The organism is Streptomyces sp. DH24, from assembly GCF_029813775.1.
GTDB lineage: Bacteria > Actinomycetota > Actinomycetes > Streptomycetales > Streptomycetaceae > Streptomyces.
The window spans coordinates 25,154-41,641 of record NZ_JARVKW010000007.1; the positions used below are offsets into that span (position 1 = coordinate 25,154).

18 protein-coding genes are annotated in these 16,488 nt (G+C 69.2%); 5 read left to right on the forward strand and 13 right to left on the reverse strand.

Going from position 1 to position 16,488, the window contains the following annotated elements; all coding sequences use genetic code 11:
- Positions 1 to 229 precede the first annotated feature (229 nt).
- Positions 230 to 553: an STAS domain-containing protein gene (locus QC282_RS07650; protein WP_205385895.1), complete on the reverse strand. Its 324-nt coding sequence runs from the start codon at positions 551 to 553 to the stop codon at positions 230 to 232.
- A gap of 180 nt (positions 554 to 733) precedes the next feature.
- On the reverse strand, positions 734 to 1,582 hold the full coding sequence (locus QC282_RS07655; RefSeq protein WP_279548468.1) for a 3-hydroxyacyl-CoA dehydrogenase family protein: 849 nt from the start codon (positions 1,580 to 1,582) through the stop codon (positions 734 to 736).
- A gap of 405 nt (positions 1,583 to 1,987) precedes the next feature.
- Between QC282_RS07655 and QC282_RS07660 the strand changes: the two genes are divergently transcribed.
- A complete protein-coding gene (locus QC282_RS07660) occupies positions 1,988 to 2,650 on the forward strand; it encodes a 1,4-alpha-glucan branching protein (RefSeq protein ID WP_279548469.1) in 663 nt (220 codons plus the stop codon).
- 64 nt (positions 2,651 to 2,714) lie between these two features.
- Positions 2,715 to 3,287, forward strand: a complete 573-nt coding sequence (locus tag QC282_RS07665) for a cob(I)yrinic acid a,c-diamide adenosyltransferase (RefSeq protein ID WP_279548470.1) — start codon at positions 2,715 to 2,717, stop codon at positions 3,285 to 3,287.
- Here the strand turns inward: QC282_RS07665 and QC282_RS07670 are convergent.
- On the reverse strand, positions 3,284 to 3,829 hold the full coding sequence (locus QC282_RS07670) for a hypothetical protein (RefSeq protein WP_279548471.1): 546 nt from the start codon (positions 3,827 to 3,829) through the stop codon (positions 3,284 to 3,286). The two genes, QC282_RS07665 and QC282_RS07670, sit on opposite strands and share 4 nt — an antisense overlap.
- A 162-nt stretch (positions 3,830 to 3,991) precedes the next feature.
- On the opposite strand from QC282_RS07670, the gene QC282_RS07675 reads away from it, so the two are divergent.
- The 3 genes from QC282_RS07675 (at position 3,992) to QC282_RS07685 (ending at position 7,749) form a co-directional block, all read left to right on the forward strand.
- Positions 3,992 to 5,164: a sensor histidine kinase gene (locus QC282_RS07675; protein ID WP_279548472.1), complete on the forward strand. Its 1,173-nt coding sequence runs from the start codon at positions 3,992 to 3,994 to the stop codon at positions 5,162 to 5,164.
- Positions 5,161 to 5,802, forward strand: coding sequence for a response regulator transcription factor (locus QC282_RS07680; RefSeq protein ID WP_279548473.1), 642 nt, complete (start codon positions 5,161 to 5,163; stop codon positions 5,800 to 5,802). Before QC282_RS07675 ends, QC282_RS07680 begins: the two co-directional genes overlap by 4 nt.
- A gap of 120 nt (positions 5,803 to 5,922) precedes the next feature.
- A complete protein-coding gene (locus QC282_RS07685) occupies positions 5,923 to 7,749 on the forward strand; it encodes a glycoside hydrolase family 18 chitinase (RefSeq protein WP_279548474.1) in 1,827 nt (608 codons plus the stop codon).
- 86 nt (positions 7,750 to 7,835) lie between these two features.
- On the opposite strand, the gene QC282_RS07690 is transcribed toward QC282_RS07685, so the two are convergent.
- The 10 genes from QC282_RS07690 to QC282_RS07735 form a co-directional block, all read right to left on the reverse strand.
- Entirely contained in the window at positions 7,836 to 8,279 is a 444-nt protein-coding gene (locus tag QC282_RS07690) for a DUF2550 domain-containing protein (RefSeq protein WP_279548475.1), read from the reverse strand.
- A 128-nt stretch (positions 8,280 to 8,407) separates the two neighbouring features.
- Entirely contained in the window at positions 8,408 to 8,782 is a 375-nt protein-coding gene (locus QC282_RS07695; RefSeq protein WP_279548476.1) for a F0F1 ATP synthase subunit epsilon, read from the reverse strand.
- A gap of 111 nt (positions 8,783 to 8,893) precedes the next feature.
- Positions 8,894 to 10,330, reverse strand: coding sequence for a F0F1 ATP synthase subunit beta (gene atpD / locus QC282_RS07700; RefSeq protein WP_279548477.1), 1,437 nt, complete (start codon positions 10,328 to 10,330; stop codon positions 8,894 to 8,896).
- Positions 10,330 to 11,247 carry a F0F1 ATP synthase subunit gamma gene (locus QC282_RS07705; RefSeq protein ID WP_279548478.1) on the reverse strand — a complete coding sequence of 306 codons (918 nt, stop codon included), beginning with the start codon at positions 11,245 to 11,247 and terminating at the stop codon, positions 10,330 to 10,332. Before QC282_RS07705 ends, atpD begins: the two co-directional genes overlap by 1 nt.
- A gap of 21 nt (positions 11,248 to 11,268) precedes the next feature.
- A complete protein-coding gene (atpA, locus tag QC282_RS07710) occupies positions 11,269 to 12,858 on the reverse strand; it encodes a F0F1 ATP synthase subunit alpha (protein WP_279548479.1) in 1,590 nt (529 codons plus the stop codon).
- A gap of 141 nt (positions 12,859 to 12,999) precedes the next feature.
- A complete protein-coding gene (locus QC282_RS07715) occupies positions 13,000 to 13,821 on the reverse strand; it encodes a F0F1 ATP synthase subunit delta (protein WP_279548480.1) in 822 nt (273 codons plus the stop codon).
- A complete protein-coding gene (locus QC282_RS07720; RefSeq protein WP_279548481.1) occupies positions 13,818 to 14,366 on the reverse strand; it encodes a F0F1 ATP synthase subunit B in 549 nt (182 codons plus the stop codon). Before QC282_RS07720 ends, QC282_RS07715 begins: the two co-directional genes overlap by 4 nt.
- Before the next feature lie 38 nt (positions 14,367 to 14,404).
- Complete coding sequence (gene atpE / locus QC282_RS07725) at positions 14,405 to 14,641, reverse strand: ATP synthase F0 subunit C (protein ID WP_279548482.1); 237 nt, start codon at positions 14,639 to 14,641, stop codon at positions 14,405 to 14,407.
- A gap of 73 nt (positions 14,642 to 14,714) precedes the next feature.
- A complete protein-coding gene (atpB, locus tag QC282_RS07730) occupies positions 14,715 to 15,485 on the reverse strand; it encodes a F0F1 ATP synthase subunit A (protein ID WP_279548651.1) in 771 nt (256 codons plus the stop codon).
- A 273-nt stretch (positions 15,486 to 15,758) separates the two neighbouring features.
- Complete coding sequence (locus QC282_RS07735; protein ID WP_279548483.1) at positions 15,759 to 16,196, reverse strand: hypothetical protein; 438 nt, start codon at positions 16,194 to 16,196, stop codon at positions 15,759 to 15,761.
- Between the last annotated feature and the right edge of the window lie 292 nt (positions 16,197 to 16,488).

Genomic DNA, 16,488 nt, shown 5'->3' on the forward strand with positions numbered 1-16,488 from the left:
AGCCCCTCCCGGCCTTGCCGCACACCGCGCTGTCGCTTCTGGTCCGGGCCCGCTCGTAGGGTTGCAAGGCAGCGGGCAGCCGAACCCTAATCCTTCGCTCAGCATCTGCGACAGCCCGGGGTCCCGCGTCGCCCGAGACATCACGGTCTCGTGAGGATTGGCCCCGACGTACGTTTCGCCGACACTCGTCCGGGTCTCCCCGGTCGCCGCCTTCACACCCCTTCGGGTGTCACACCCGGGGCAGGGACTCCACGGCGAGGCCGCCCTCGATGGCCAGGATCCGGTGCAGACGGGTGGCCACCAGCAGGCGCTGCATCTGCGGCGGTACGCCGCGCAGCACGAGCCGTCGGCCGCACCGGCCGGCGCGCCGGTGGACCCCCATGATCACGCCGAGTCCGGTGGCGTCCCAGGAGTCCAGCTCGGACAGATCCAGCACGAGATCGCCGACTCCGTCGTCGACGGCCGAGTGCAGGACCGTTCGGGCGTCCGCCGCGCTGCGGACGTCGAGGCGGCCCCCGACGACCAGCTCGGCGTGGTCGCCCCTGATGTGCATATGCGCTCCCCGTGCGTGCGTCTCGTGCTCCGCGGATGTGGGTCCCAGTGTGGTGCCGGTGATGCAACCTCTGACGGCAGGAACCGGCCAGAGGTTGCCGTCTGTAAGCGAACCGATACCGAATTCACCCTCGGGTGTGATTTTCCGGGGGTTTCTCCGGCATCCGCGCTTGACGAGACGTCAGTGCTTGTAAAAGCCCTGCCCGCTCTTGCGGCCGATGTCACCGGCGTCAACCATCCGGCGCATCAGCTCCGGCGGGGCGAACTTCTCGTCCTGGGACTCGGTGTAGATGTTGCTGGTGGCGTGCAGCAGGATGTCGACGCCGGTCAGGTCCGCCGTGGCGAGCGGGCCCATCGCGTGGCCGAAGCCCAGCTTGCAGGCGATGTCGATGTCCTCGGCGCTGGCGACGCCCGACTCGTACAGCTTGGCGGCCTCGACCACGAGGGCGCTGATGAGACGGGTGGTCACGAAACCGGCGACGTCACGGTTGACGACGATGCAGGTCTTGCCGACGGACTCGGCGAACTCCCGCGCGGTGGCGAGGGTTTCGTCGCTCGTCTTGTACCCGCGGACGAGCTCGCAGAGCCGCATCATCGGGACCGGCGAGAAGAAGTGCGTGCCGACGACGCGCTCGGGGCGCTCCGTCACGGCCGCGATCTTGGTGATCGGGATGGCGGAGGTGTTGGAGGCCAGTACGGCGTCCTCGCGGGCGATCTTGTCGAGCGCCCGGAAGATCTCGTGCTTGACGTCCAGCTTCTCGAAGACGGCCTCCACGACGATGTCGGCGTCGGCGACGGCGTCCAGGTCGGTCGTGGCGGTGATGCGCCCGAGGGCGGCGTCGGCGTCGTGCGCCTCCATCTTGCCCTTGGCGACGAACTTGTCGTACGACACCTTGATGCCGTCCGTACCGCGCGTCAGCGCCTCGTCGGTGACGTCGCGCAGAACGACGTCCCAGCCCGCCTGTGCGGAGACCTGGGCGATGCCGGAACCCATGAGTCCGGCCCCGATGACGGCGAGCTTCCCTGCCACTGCGACTCCCCTGATACGCGCTGTCCTACTGCCTCTCGGCCGGACATTAGCGCCAGTGAGCCTCCGTGTGACGGCTTAGTAACGCGCGTCACGTCTCACATGACGGACTTCACATCGGCGGCGGCGAGGGAGACCGAGTGAGGATGCCCACCTCACCCGGATCGGCTGCGCGGCCGGGGCCGGACGTGAGCGGGCGCCGCCCCCCGCTCGATCGACGCGATCCGGTCCTCCGCGACGAACACCCGTTCCGGCGGCGGCCGTTGGGCCCCGCCGCCTCCCGGTGGTGGGCGAGCAGCGCGCCCAGCTTCTTCATCGCCTACGCGTTGCGGCGGCCGCGGCGTGACGTAGTCGTACCACGGCACCATGATGACCACAGACAGTGATCTCGCGTAGGAGAATCCTCGAATGGCCGTGATCCACCGCACCACCATGAAGCCGACCAAGCTGGAACTGCTGACGGCCTGGCTGCCCTCGCGCCCCTGGTACCACGGGGGCGGCGACGAGCCCCGGCCGGACAAGGCCGGGGGGTTCCGGCTGGACGACCCGGAGGGGGAGGTCGGCATCGAGTTCATGGTCGTCACCGACGCCTCCGGGGCGGAGCCGGTCACCTACCTGGTGCCGCTCACCTACCGGGGCGCGCCGCTCGACGGGGCGGAGCACGCCCTCATCGGCACTTCCGAACACGGCGTGCTGGGCACGAGGTGGGTGTACGACGGCTGCCACGACCCGGTGCTGGCGGCGGAGTTGGCGGCGCTGATCGAGGGGCGGGCAGAGGCGCAGGCGCAGAGTCTCACGGACACGGCCGACCGGGAGGTCACGCGGGCGTACGCCGGTGAGGGCCCGGTCCCGGCGGAGTTCACCGCCGTCACCGACACCGAGGAGCACACGGAGCTGTCCGCGCCGGACGGCACGACACTGCGCGTGCTGCGCACCCTGCGGCCCGCCCCGGACGGCACTCCGCTCGCCGAGCTGGGGGCGGCGGGCCATGTCGCGGGGGTGTGGGAGCAGCCGGACGGCACGCGCGTGCGGGGGCTGTTCTTCGTACTGCACGAGACGCCGGGGGCGTAGGGCCCGGCCGTGACAGTGGGCACACGCGTGGTCCGAACGGCCGGAGCGTAACTACGCTGGCCCCATGGTCAATCTGACGCGCATCTACACCAGGACCGGCGACCAGGGCACCACCGCCCTCGGCGACATGAGCCGGGTCGCCAAGACCGACCTGCGGATCGCCGCGTACGCCGACGCCAACGAGGCGAACGCGGTGATCGGCACGGCGATCGCGCTGGGCGGCCTGGAGGAGGAGGTCGTCAAGGTCCTCGTCCGCGTCCAGAACGACCTGTTCGACGTGGGCGCGGACCTGTCGACGCCGGTGGCCGAGAACCCGGAGTACCCGCCGCTGCGGGTCGAGCAGTTCTACGTCGACCGGCTGGAGGCGGACTGCGACCGCTTCAACGAGCGGCTGGAGAAGCTGCGGTCCTTCATCCTGCCGGGCGGCACGGCGGGCGCGGCGCTGCTGCACCAGGCCTGCACGGTCGTCCGGCGGGCCGAGCGGTCCACCTGGGCCGCCCTGGAGGTGCACGGCGAGACCATGAACCCGCTCACCGCCACCTACCTCAACCGCCTCTCCGACCTGTTGTTCATCCTGGCCCGCACGGCCAACAAGGAGGTCGGGGACGTGCTGTGGGTGCCGGGTGGTGAGCGCTAGCGGGAGCCGGCCGGTTCCCGCTTCGGGAACAGGGTGTAGCTGCCGGCGATGAGCACGTTGACGCCGATCACCAGCAGCATCTTCGACTGCCACGCCCGCAGCGTGCTCGTCTCGCCGTCGTCGCCGACGTACCAGACGGCCGCCTGGAGCAGGGCCGCCGCAACGACCGCCGCCACAATCCAGCGTCCAGCCGTCCGCCACTCGTGGGCGGCGCGGGCCATGCCGTACTTCGGCGGCCTGACCGGAGGCGGGCCGCCCGCGAAGCGGTGCGCCACCCTGGCGTCCGCCCACTTGATCGTGGCGTGCCCGAGCCCGACCGTGAAGCCGATGTAGACGGCCGCCAGGCCGTGCTTCCAGTCGGGCTCCGCGCCGTTCTTGAGGTCGATCGCCGTCACCGTGAACAGCACGACCTCCAGCAGCGGCTCGCACAGCAGCAGCGCCAGGCCGACTCGCGGCATCCGCAGCGCGTAGCGGAAGGCCAGCCCGGCCGCCAGCAGCACCCAGAAGGCCACCTCACAGGCGATGATCAACCCGACGATCACGACTCGCTCCCTTCGGTCACCCCTCCAGGCTCCCGCCGGGGCGCAGGGAAATCGTCGTCACCGGTGACGAGACACGACGGCCCACGCGTGCATCCTTCGATGTAGTGGGGGACCGTCCGCGAGGATCAGGCGCCGGGCGCCCGGCGCGTGTTGGATGGTGCAATGGCCGTACGACTCCCCCGCCCGCACCGCTTCGACGTGTGGGCCGCGCTGGCCGGTCTGCTCGGCGGGCTGGCGCTGTGGGGCCTCGGACTGGCCATGCGTCCGGCCGGCGAGGCGACCGTGATGTGGCCGGGCCGCTGGCCGATCCTGCTGCCGCTCGCGGTCACGACCGGCTGCGCGCTGCTGCGCCGGGCCGCCCCGCGCACCGCCCTGCTGGCCGGCACCGCCGCCGTCGCCGCCGACCTCATGACGCAGGGCAACCTGGCCACGCTGGTGATGTACACCGACCTCATGTACGCCGCCGTCCTGTACGGCACCCCCGCCTCCGCCCGCCGCATCCCGCGCGTCACCGGGCTGCTCACCGTCGTCGCGACCGTCGTCCCGTACGCGGCGTGGCGGGAGCCGGAGGCGCTGCTGATCGGCGTGGCCGTCGGCGTGGTGGCGTTCGCGCCCGCCTCGACCGGGCTGATCGTCCGCAACCACCGGGAGGCCGCCGACGCCGCGCGGCTGCGGGCCGAGCAGACCGCGCTGCTGGCCGAGACGGACCGCGTGCAGGCGGTGACCGCGGAACGCGCCCGCATGGCCCGCGAGCTGCACGACATGGTCGCCAACCACCTCTCCGCGATCGCCATCCACTCCACGGCCGCGCTGTCCCTGGACGACCCCGGCACCTCGCGGCAGGCGCTCACGGTGATCCGCGAGAACAGCGTGGCGGGACTGGACGAGATGCGCCGGCTGATCGGCATCCTGCGCGACGGCGCCGCCGACCGCGAACCGGCGGCCACACCCACCCTGCACGGGCTCGGCGCGCTGGTGGCGGGCGCCCGCGCCAACGGCCTGGAGGTGACCCTCCGCGCCGAACACGGCACGGTGCCCGCGCCGGTCGAACTGGCCGCGTACCGGATCGTGCAGGAGTCGCTGACCAACGCGCTCAAGCACGCCGCGTCCGGGCCCGTGCACGTCCTGCTGCGGCAGGACGACGGCGTGCTCGACGTCCGCGTCACGAGCCCCTACGGCGACCGCGACGGCCCGCGCGCGCCCGGCTCCGGTGCCGGACTGGTCGGCATGCGGGAGCGGGCCGCGCTGCTCGGCGGCACGTTCACCGCGGGGCCCGACGGCACGCTGTGGACCGTACGCGCCACCCTGCCCCTCACCGAAGGAGACCCCGTATGATCCGCGTCCTCGTCGCCGAGGACCAGTCCGCCGTACGCGCCGGCCTCGTCCTGATTCTGCGCAGTGCCCCCGACATCGAGGTGACCGGCGAGGCGGCGGACGGCGAGCAGGCGGTGGCGCTGGCCCGCGCGCTGCGCCCGGACGTGGTGCTGATGGACGTGCAGATGCCGCGCCTGGACGGGGTGTCGGCGACCCGGCGGATCGTCGCGGAGTCGCTGGCCGACGTGCTGGTGCTGACCACGTTCGACCTGGACGAGTACGTCTTCGGGGCGCTGCGGGCGGGCGCGGCGGGTTTCCTGCTGAAGAACGCCGAGGCGCGTGACCTCATCGAGGCGGTGCGCACGGTCGCCCGGGGCGAGGGCGTCGTCGCCCCGGCCGTCACCCGGCGGCTGATCGCCGAGTTCGCGGCGAGGCCGGTGCGGGGGACGCGGGCCGATCCGGCCGTACTGGAGGATCTCACCCGGCGTGAGCGGGAGGTGCTGTCCTGCCTCGGCGAGGGACTGTCCAACGCGGCCGTCGCGGCCCGCCTCGACATGGCCGAGGCGACGGTGAAGACGCACGTCAGCCGCCTGCTGGGCAAGCTGGGGCTGCGCAGCCGGGTGCAAGCGGCCGTGCTGGCACAGGAGTTGGGGATCTAGCGGGACAACAACGACACTGGTCCAGACCTATTGACCTCTGGTCCAGACCTTTCTATTCTCGCGGCACTGCGGGCCTGATGGCTCAGTCATGCCCCCGACAACCCCATAAGGAGGCGCATCGTGCGCTTCAGACACAGAGTCGCCGCGGGACTCGCGACCCTGGCGCTCCCCTTCGCCGGACTGGTCGGACTCGCCAGTCCCGCCCAGGCGGCCACCTCCGCCACCGCCACCTACGCCAAGACCCAGGACTGGGGCTCCGGCTTCGAGGGCAAGTGGACGGTGAAGAACACCGGCACCACCAGCATCAGCTCCTGGACCGTCGAGTGGGACTTCCCCTCCGGCACCTCCGTCACCTCCGCCTGGGACGCCGACGTCACCTCGTCCGGCAACCACTGGACCGCCAAGAACAAGTCCTGGAACGGCTCCCTCGCCCCCGGCGCCTCCATATCCTTCGGCTTCAACGGCTCCGGCTCCGGCTCCCCCGCCAACTGCAAGCTCAACGGCGGCAGCTGCGACGGCGGCGGCACGGTCCCCGGTGACGCGGCACCCTCCGCCCCCGGCACCCCCACCGCCTCCGGCGTCACCGACACCTCGGTGAAGCTCAGCTGGGCCGCGGCCACCGACGACAAGGGCGTCAAGAACTACGACGTGCTGCGCGACGGCTCCAAGGTCGCCACCGTCACCACCACCTCGTACACGGACAGCGGTCTGACCGCCGGCACCGACTACTCCTACAGCGTCCAGGCCCGTGACACCGCCGACCAGACCGGCCCGGTCAGCGGCTCCGTCAAGGTCCGCACCACCGGCGGCGGCACCGGCCCCGGCCCGCAGCCCGGCGCGAAGATCAACCTCGGCTACTTCACCGAGTGGGGCATCTACGGCCGCAACTACCACGTCAAGAACCTGGTGACGTCCGGCTCGGCCGCCAAGATCACCCACATCAACTACTCGTTCGGCAACGTCAAGAACGGTCAGTGCACCGTCGACGACACCTTCGCCGCGTACGAGAAGTCCTACACCGCCGACCAGTCCGTCAGCGGCACCGCCGACACCTGGGACCAGCCGCTGCGCGGCAACTTCAACCAGCTCCGCCAGCTCAAGGCGAAGTACCCGCACATCAAGGTGCTGTACTCCTTCGGCGGCTGGACCTACTCCGGCGGCTTCGGCCAGGCCGCGCAGAACGCCGCGGCGTTCGCCAAGTCCTGCAAGGCCGTCGTGGAGGACCCGCGCTGGGCCGACGTCTTCGACGGCATCGACATCGACTGGGAGTACCCGAACGCCTGCGGCCTGACCTGCGACACGTCCGGCTTCGCGGCCTTCAGGACGCTCTCCCAGGCCCTGCGCGCCGAGTTCGGCAAGGACTACCTGGTCACCGCCGCCATCACCGCGGACGGCACCGACGGCGGCAAGATCGACGCGGCCGACTACGGCGGCGCCGCCCAGTACCTCGACTGGTACAACGTGATGACCTACGACTACTTCGGCGCCTGGGACAAGACCGGCCCCACCGCCCCGCACTCGCCGCTCACCTCGTACAGCGGCATCCCGAAGGAGGGCTTCACCTCCGCCGCCGCCATCGCCAAGCTCAAGGCCAAGGGCGTCCCGTCCGCCAAGCTGCTGCTCGGCATCGGCTTCTACGGCCGCGGCTGGACCGGCGTCACCCAGTCCGCGCCCGGCGGCACCGCCACCGGCCCGGCGGCCGGCACCGAGCCGGGCATCCAGGACTACAAGGTCCTCAAGACCTCCTGCCCCGCCACCGGCACCATCGCCGGCACGGCCTACGCCCACTGCGGCTCCGACTGGTGGTCCTACGACACCCCGGCCACCATCGGCACCAAGATGACCTGGGCCAAGAACCAGGGCCTCGGCGGCGCCTTCTTCTGGGAGTTCAGCGGCGACACCAGCAACGGCGAGCTGGTGAGCGCCATCAGCAACGGGCTCAAGTAAGCACTGGGGCCGGCAAGAGCGCCGGGCGACATTGACACTCCCCCGGGCTTCGTCCGGGGGAACCCCCACACAGCGGGTGAACGTGGCTACGCCACGTTCACCCGCTGTCCGGGTGGGGCCGCCTCCAGCCACGCGAGGAAACCGGTCAGCGCGTCTTCGCTCATCGCGAGCTCAAGACGCGTCCCCCGGTGCAGACAGACCAGCACCACATGGTCCGCCAGGAGGGCCAGCTCCTCGTCGCTCTCCGGGATGCGGCGGCCGGCCACCTCGATCGAGGAACGCTCCAGGACACGGCGCGGGCGCGGGGCGTAGGAGAAGACGCGGAACCACTCGACGCGGTCGCCGTTGTAGCGGGCCACGCCGTACGCCCAGCCCTTGCTGCTGGGGTCGCCCTCCTCGGGCACGCCCCAGCGCAGGCTGCAGTCGAAGGTGCCCCCGGAGCGCTGGATGAGCCTGCGGCGCAGGCCGAGGAGGACGAGGGGCATCACAAGGACGACGATGATTCCGCACACAGTCAGAGCGAGGACCATCGGCACCGACCTCCTCGTCTCCTAGGTAACGGAACGTAAAAAACATCCAGATCTGCCTCAGCCGCGACCGGCTCCGGATCGCTCCGGTGCCGGCCGCGGCTGAGTGACGTCATCGCATCGCGCTGGGGTCAGCGCGCCGCCGCCGCCCGCAGTCGGACGTCTGCGCGGCGCTGCGCGGAGGCGTCCGCCTCCGACTTGGCGCGCTCCAGCGCCCGCTCCGCGCGCTGGATATCGATCTCGTCCGACAGCTCGGCGATCTCGGCCAGCAGCGACAGCTTGTCGTCCGCGAACGAGATGAAACCGCCGTGCACCGCGGCGACGACCGTTCCACCGTCACTCGTACGGATGGTCACCGGGCCCGATTCCAGCACACCGAGCAGCGGCTGGTGACCGGGCATGACGCCGATGTCGCCGGACGTGGTGCGCGCGACGACCAGGGTGGCCTCGCCGGACCAGACCTGGCGGTCGGCGGCGACCAGCTCGACGTGCAGCTCAGCAGCCAAGGGTGGCTCCTCGGGTCACCACCCGGCGGGACTGCCGGGTGTTGGTTACAAGTCTAGTAGGCGTGCGTGAGGGGACGGGACGCACCCGCCCCCTCACCAAGAGCGCGAGGCTCAGGAGACGCCCAGCTCCTTCGCGTTCTTCTTCAGGTCCTCAAGACCACCGCACATGAAGAACGCCTGCTCGGGGAAGTGGTCGTACTCACCGTCGCAGATCGCGTTGAACGCGGCGATCGACTCGTCCAGCGGCACGTCCGAGCCGTCCACACCGGTGAACTGCTTGGCGACGTGGGTGTTCTGGGACAGGAAGCGCTCCACGCGGCGGGCACGCTGGACGACCAGCTTGTCCTCCTCGCTGAGCTCGTCGATACCGAGGATCGCGATGATGTCCTGGAGGTCCTTGTACTTCTGCAGGATCCCCTTGACGCGCATGGCGCAGTCGTAGTGGTCCTGCGCGATGTAGCGGGGGTCCAGGATGCGGGACGTGGAGTCCAGCGGGTCCACGGCCGGGTAGATGCCCTTCTCGGAGATCGGACGGGACAGAACCGTCGTCGCGTCGAGGTGGGCGAAGGTGGTGGCCGGGGCCGGGTCGGTCAGGTCGTCCGCGGGGACGTAGATCGCCTGCATCGAGGTGATCGAGTGACCGCGGGTCGAGGTGATGCGCTCCTGGAGGAGACCCATCTCGTCGGCCAGGTTCGGCTGGTAGCCCACCGCGGAGGGCATACGGCCGAGCAGGGTCGACACCTCGGAACCGGCCTGCGTGAAGCGGAAGATGTTGTCGATGAAGAACAGCACGTCCTGCTTCTGGACGTCACGGAAGTACTCGGCCATGGTCAGGCCGGCCAGCGCGACGCGCAGACGGGTGCCCGGGGGCTCGTCCATCTGACCGAAGACCAGGGCGGTCTTGTCGATGACGCCCGACTCCGACATCTCCTCGATGAGGTCGTTGCCCTCACGGGTGCGCTCACCGACACCGGCGAACACGGAGACACCGTCGTGGTTGTTGGCGACGCGGTAGATCATCTCCTGGATGAGCACCGTCTTGCCGACGCCGGCGCCACCGAACAGACCGATCTTTCCACCCTTGACGTACGGGGTGAGAAGGTCGATGACCTTGACGCCGGTCTCGAACATCTCGGTCTTCGACTCGAGCTCGTCGAAGTTCGGCGCCTTGCGGTGGATGGACCAGCGCTCGCCGTCGTACTTCTCGTCGACGTTCAGCACCTCACCGAGGGTGTTGAACACCTTGCCCTTGGTGAAGTCGCCGACCGGGACGGTGATGCCCGTGCCGGTGTCGGTGACCGTGGCCTGGCGGACCAGACCGTCGGTGGGCTGCATGGAGATGGTGCGGACCAGGCCGTCACCCAGGTGCTGGGCGACCTCCAGGGTCAGCGTCTTCTTCTCGCCCGCGTTCGCCGGGTCGGCGACCTCGACGTGCAGGGCGTTGTAGATCTCCGGCATCGCGTCGACGGGGAACTCCACGTCGACGACCGGGCCGATGACCCGCGCGACGCGGCCCGTCGCCGTGGCCGTCTCAACAGTGGTGGTCATTAGTTGTCACTCCCCGCGGTCGCGTCGGCCAGGGCGCTCGCGCCACCGACGATCTCGCTGATTTCCTGGGTGATTTCGGCCTGGCGGGCCGCGTTGGCAAGCCGGGAGAGCGTCTCGATGAGCTCTCCGGCGTTGTCGGTGGCCGACTTCATCGCGCGCCGCGTGGCGGCGTGCTTCGAAGCGGCCGACTGGAGCAGCGCGTTGTAGATCCGGCTCTCCACGTAGCGCGGCAGAAGGGCGTCGAGAACGTCCTCCGCCGAGGGCTCGAAGTCGTACAGCGGGAGGATCTCGCCCTTGGGCGCCGCCTCCTGCGCGACCTCGTCGAGGCTGAGCGGCAGCAGCCGGTCGTCCAGCGCCGTCTGCGTCATCATCGAGACGAACTCGGTGAAGACGATGTGGAGTTCGTCCACGCCGCCGTCGGCCGTGTCCTTCTGGATGGCCTCGATCAACGGAGCCGCGACCTTCTTGGCGTCCGCGTACGACGGCTGGTCGGTGAAGCCCGTCCACGACTCCGAGATCTTGCGCTCCCGGAAGTTGTAGTGGGCGATACCGCGTCGGCCGACGATGTACGTGTCGACCTGCTTGCCCTCGCGCTCCAGCCGCTCGGTCAGCCGCTCCGCGGCCTTGATGGCGTTGGAGTTGAAGGCACCGGCGAGACCGCGGTCGCTCGTCAGGAGCAGCACCGCGGACCGGGTGACCGTCTCGGCCTGGGTGGTCAGCGGGTGCTTGGTGTTCGAACCGGTACCGACCGCCGTGACCGCGCGGGTGAGCTCGGTCGCGTACGGCGTGGAGGCCGCCACCTTGCGCTGCGCCTTGACGACACGCGAGGCGGCGATCATCTCCATCGCCTTGGTGATCTTCTTGGTCGCGGTGACGGATCGGATGCGACGCTTGTAGACCCGGAGCTGAGCTCCCATGAGTCAGGTCCCTTCCTTACGTCACTTGGCGGTGGACGGAGCGTCCTCGCCGAGCAGCTTGCCGTCCGAGGTCTCGAACTGCTTCTTGAACTCCGCGACGGCGTCGTCGATCGCCTGGATGGTGTCGTTCGACATCTTGGCGCCCTCCTTGATGGAGGTCATGAGGCCCTGCTCCTTGCGGTGCAGGTACTCCAGGAGCTCCTTCTCGAAGCGGCGGATGTCGGCGACCGGCACGTCGTCCATACGGCCGTTGGTGCCGGCCCAGATGGAGACGACCTGGTCCTCGGTGGCCATCGGCTGGTACTGCGCCTGCTTCAGCAGCTCGACCATGCGCTGACCGCGCTCCAGCTGCGCCTTCGACGCGGCGTCCAGGTCGGAACCGAAGGCGGCGAACGCCTCGAGCTCACGGAACTGGGCGAGGTCGACGCGGAGACGACCCGACACCTGGCGCATGGCCTTGTGCTGGGCGGAGCCACCGACTCGGGAGACCGAGATACCGACGTTCAGGGCCGGCCGCTGACCGGCGTTGAACAGGTCGGACTCCAGGAAGCACTGGCCGTCGGTGATGGAGATGACGTTGGTCGGGATGAACGCCGAGACGTCGTTGGCCTTGGTCTCGACGATCGGCAGACCGGTCATCGAACCGGCGCCCATGTCGTCGGAGAGCTTGGCGCAGCGCTCCAGCAGACGGGAGTGCAGGTAGAAGACGTCACCCGGGTAGGCCTCGCGGCCCGGCGGGCGGCGCAGCAGCAGGGACACGGCGCGGTAGGCGTCGGCCTGCTTCGACAGGTCGTCGAAGATGATGAGGACGTGCTTGCCCTCGTACATCCACTGCTGACCGATGGCCGAACCGGTGTACGGGGCCAGGTACTTGAAGCCGGCCGGGTCGGACGCCGGGGCGGCGACGATGGTCGTGTACTCCAGCGCGCCGTTCTCCTCCAGCGCGCGGCGGACCGACGCGATGGTCGAGCCCTTCTGGCCGATGGCGACGTAGATGCAGCGGACCTGCTTCTTCGGGTCGCCGGTGCGCCAGTTGTCGCGCTGGTTGATGATCGTGTCGACGGCCAGCGCGGTCTTGCCGGTCTGGCGGTCGCCGATGATCAGCTGACGCTGACCACGGCCGATCGGGGTCATGGCGTCGACGGCCTTGTAGCCCGTCTCCATCGGCTCGTGCACCGACTTGCGCTGCATGACCGTGGGGGCCTGCAGCTCGAGGGCGCGGCGACCGGACGTCTCGATCTCGCCGAGGCCGTCGATCGGGTTGCCGAGCGGGTCGACGACGCGGCCGAGGTAACCCTCGCCGACCGCGACGGAGAGCACCTCACCGGTACGGGTGACCGGCTGACCCTCCTCGATACCGCTGAACTCGCCGAGTACGACGGCACCGATCTCGCGCTCTTCCAGGTTCAGCGCGAGACCGAGGGAGCCGTCCTCGAACTTCAGCAGCTCGTTCGCCATGGCCGAGGGCAGACCCTCGATCTTCGCGATACCGTCGCCGGCGACGGTGACCGTACCGACCTCCTCGCGCGAGGCCGCGTCCGGCTTGTACGCCTGGACGAAGTTCTCCAGCGCGTCCCGGATCTCCTCCGGCCGGATCGTGAGCTCCGCCATCTGGGTTCCCTGCTCTCCTTGTTGGGCCCGAAGTTTCACTTGGGGGGTATTCCACGAGTCGGGACTCCCCCCAATGAGAGGTGAATCCTCTGCACGGCCCAACCAGGGCCGTAAGTACACGTACTGCTTATGAAATTGCTGTCAGCCCGCCATGCGGCGGCCGGCGTCCTCGATACGGTCCGCGAGCGAGCCGTTGATCACCTCGTCACCGACCTGCACCCGGATCCCGCCGAGGACCGCGGGGTCCACGTCGAGGTTGAGGTGCATCTGGCGGCCGTAGAGCTTCGCCAGGACACCGCCCAGGCGCTGCTTCTGCGCGTCGCTCAGCGGCACGGCCGAGGTGACCACGGCCACCATGCGGTTCCGGCGGTCGGCGGCGAGCTTGGACAGGGACTCGAGTCCCGCTTCCAGGCTACGTCCCCGCGGCGCCGTCACGAGGCGCGTCACCAGACGCTCGGTCGTCGCGTTGGCCCGCCCGCCGAGCAGGCTGCGCAGCAGCTCGCTCTTGGCCGAGGTGGTGGCCCTGCGATCGGTCAGCGCGGCGCGCAGCTCGGTGCTGGAGGAGACGATCCGGCCGAACCGGAACAGCTCGTCCTCGACGTCGTCGAGCGCGCCGGCCTGCTGCGCGGCGGTGATGTCGGCGGTGTCGGCCAGCTCCTCGAGCGCGTCCACCAGGTCGCGGGACCGCGACCAGCGGGAGCGCACCGTGCCAGACACCAGGTCGGCGGTCGGGCCGCCGACCTGGCCGCCGATCAGGCGCTGCGCCAGCTCGGCCTTGGCCTCACCGGCCTGCGCCGGGTCGGTCAGGACCCGACGCAGCGACACCTCGCGGTCGAGCAGCGCGGTGACGGCGGCCAGCTCCTCGGCGAGCTGCGCCGCATCCACGGACGTGGAGTCCGTCAGCGCGTCGAGACGCTCCCGTGCGGCTGCCAGGGCCTCGCGGCTCGCTCCGTGAGCTGTCATCGGGCGGCCTCGGCCTTCTCCTCGAGCTCGTCGAGGAAGCGGTCGATGACGCGGCTCTGCCGGGCGTGGTCCTCAAGGGACTCGCCGACCAGCTTGCCGGCCAGCGTGGTGGCGAGCTGCCCGACGTCCTGGCGCAGCGAGGACGCCGCGGCCTTGCGGTCGGCCGCGATCTGGGCGTGACCGGCGGCGACGATCTCCTCGCGCTGCCGCTGGCCTTCCGCACGCATCTCCGCGATGAGCGCGGCGCCCTGCTCCTGCGCCTCCTGGCGCAGACGCGCGGCCTCGTGCCGGGCCTCGGCGAGCTGGGCCTTGTACTGCTCCAGCACGCTCTGGGCCTCGGTCTTCATGGCCTCGGCCTCTTCGATACCGCCTTCGATCGCCGCGCGGCGCTCCTCCAGAACCTTGTTGATGTTCGGAAGCAGCTTCTTCCAGAAGAAGAAGAACACGATGGCGAAGGCGATGGTGCCGACGAGCAGCTCGGGGCCCGGGGGAACGAGCGGGCTCTGCTCTTCCCCGGCCGCCAGCTGTACCAGGTTGGCGATCACATCAATGCCTTTCGTCGATGCGTGTCAGTAAGAAGTGATCACTTACCGAACACGAACGGCATAACGATGCCGATGAGGGCGAGCGCCTCACAGAAGGCGAAGCCAAGGATCTGGTTGGCACGGATCAGACCGGCGGCCTCGGGCTGACGGGCCAGGGCCTGGGTGCCGTTACCGAAGATGATGCCGACGCCGATGCCGGGGCCGATGGCGGCGAGGCCGTAGCCGATGGAGCCGAGCGAACCGGTGACAGCGGCGAGGGTCTCAGTGGCAGCCATGCTGATTCTTCCTTCTCTTTCATGGACCGGCGGGGGTTGGCCACCGGACGTCTTGGGGCGTAGGGGGTTGTGCTCAGTGGTGCTCGGCGAGAGCGCCCTGAATGTACGAGCAGGCAAGGAGCACGAACACGTACGCCTGGACGGCCTGCACGAAAAGCTCGAAGAGGATCATGACGATGGTCATGACGAAGGAGACGCCGGCCGCCGGGATCATCCAGCTGTTGAGCAGGTACCAGGAGGCGACGGTGAACATGACCAGCATCAGGTGGCCGGCGAACATGTTCGCGAAGAGTCGCACGGCGTGCGTGAAGGGCCGGACCAGGGTGTTCGAGAAGAACTCGATGATCACGACGAGCGGCAGCACCGCACCGAGCGACTTGTCGTAGCCGGTCAGGTTCTTGAAGCCGCCCACGAAGCCGTGGCGCTTGAAGGTCAGCGACATCCAGAGGATGTAGACGATCGCCGCGAGCACCATCGGGTACGCGATGATCGACGACACCGGGAACTGGGCCAGCGGGATCACGGACCAGATGTTCATGATCCAGATGAAGAAGAACAGCGAGACCATGAAGGGGACGTACTTCTCGCCCTCCTTCTTGCCGAGGGTCTCGTAGACGATGCCGCGGCGGACGAAGTCGTAGCCGGCCTCACCGATCATCTGGAGCTTGCCCGGCACCACCTTGGCCTTGCCGAAGGCCGCCCAGAAGAAGCTGACGACGAGGAGGGTGGTGATGAGCGCGAGCAGCATCACCTTGTTGAACTCGAACCCGCCGACGGTGGCGATCGGCTGGAAGAGGAACGAGTGCAGGCCCGGAGCCGGAAAACCACACCCGTTGTCGGACATGATCCGACAGCTCCAGTCAAAGGCGAGCTGGGTCTGGTCAGCACTCACCGCGGGCTCCTTCGGCGTGACGCATAGGTACGGCAACCTCGTTGTGTCGGCGCGGCACGCAGCCGCGGGTCGGCACCGGACAGGTGTTACGGATGTGGGGGCGGCTGAAGGGCTTCGAGCCTCGCGAATGAGCAGGCGTCAGCTCGGATGCCCGCGCCCGCGATGCCGCAGTTGGCACCGGACGATAGCAGGACTTCTGAATGCTCTTTATCGCGCCCCTACTCGTCACGACGACGGCCCCGTCTTCTCGGGCTTGTCACCCTTCGCGGGCTCCGGATCGACATAGAAGATCTTGGCCTTCATGTGCGCCCGAGCCTGCGCGGCCATCCACACGACGGTCGCGACCACGAGCGAAAGCGCGAACGCCTTCGCGTTGAAGAGTGAGGTGTCCCTGAAGAGGGCGACGAAGATCAGAAGCAGCAGGAGCTGGGCGACGTAGAGCATCAGCCCCATGGCCTGGAACAGCTGCGGAAGCGTTTTGGCCGTCCACTGCAGGACGTACAGGCCGATTCCCATGAACAGGATGGCCAGCACCGCCCCGACCGCCGCACCGAGCGCACCCTTGCCCCCGGACACCGCACCGCTGACGGCGACGGCAACCGCACCGGCAGCGGCTGTGGGCACAGCGCACTGCAGAAGGTTCCGGACGTCATTGGACGGCATGGCGGCAACTCCGCTTTCACAGGGGGCAGGGTGTCGTCATGGACGAGCGTAGTCCCCGGGCTGAGTGTGAAGACCTCACACCAATGGGCCGTCGCACTGCGGCCCTTCGGCTCTATCCGGGGTTCTCGTGAACGGTATCACAAACTATTTGATGAGGTCTTTACCTACCTGCTGTGCTCACTGTCACACATGAGAGTGAACGCGCGCGTCTGTGCAGAATCCCGGGGAGCTTGTCTGGTAATGGGGGCTTTGCACCCCCATCACCGTCTCACGACTTGGCAATGCTCTAGTC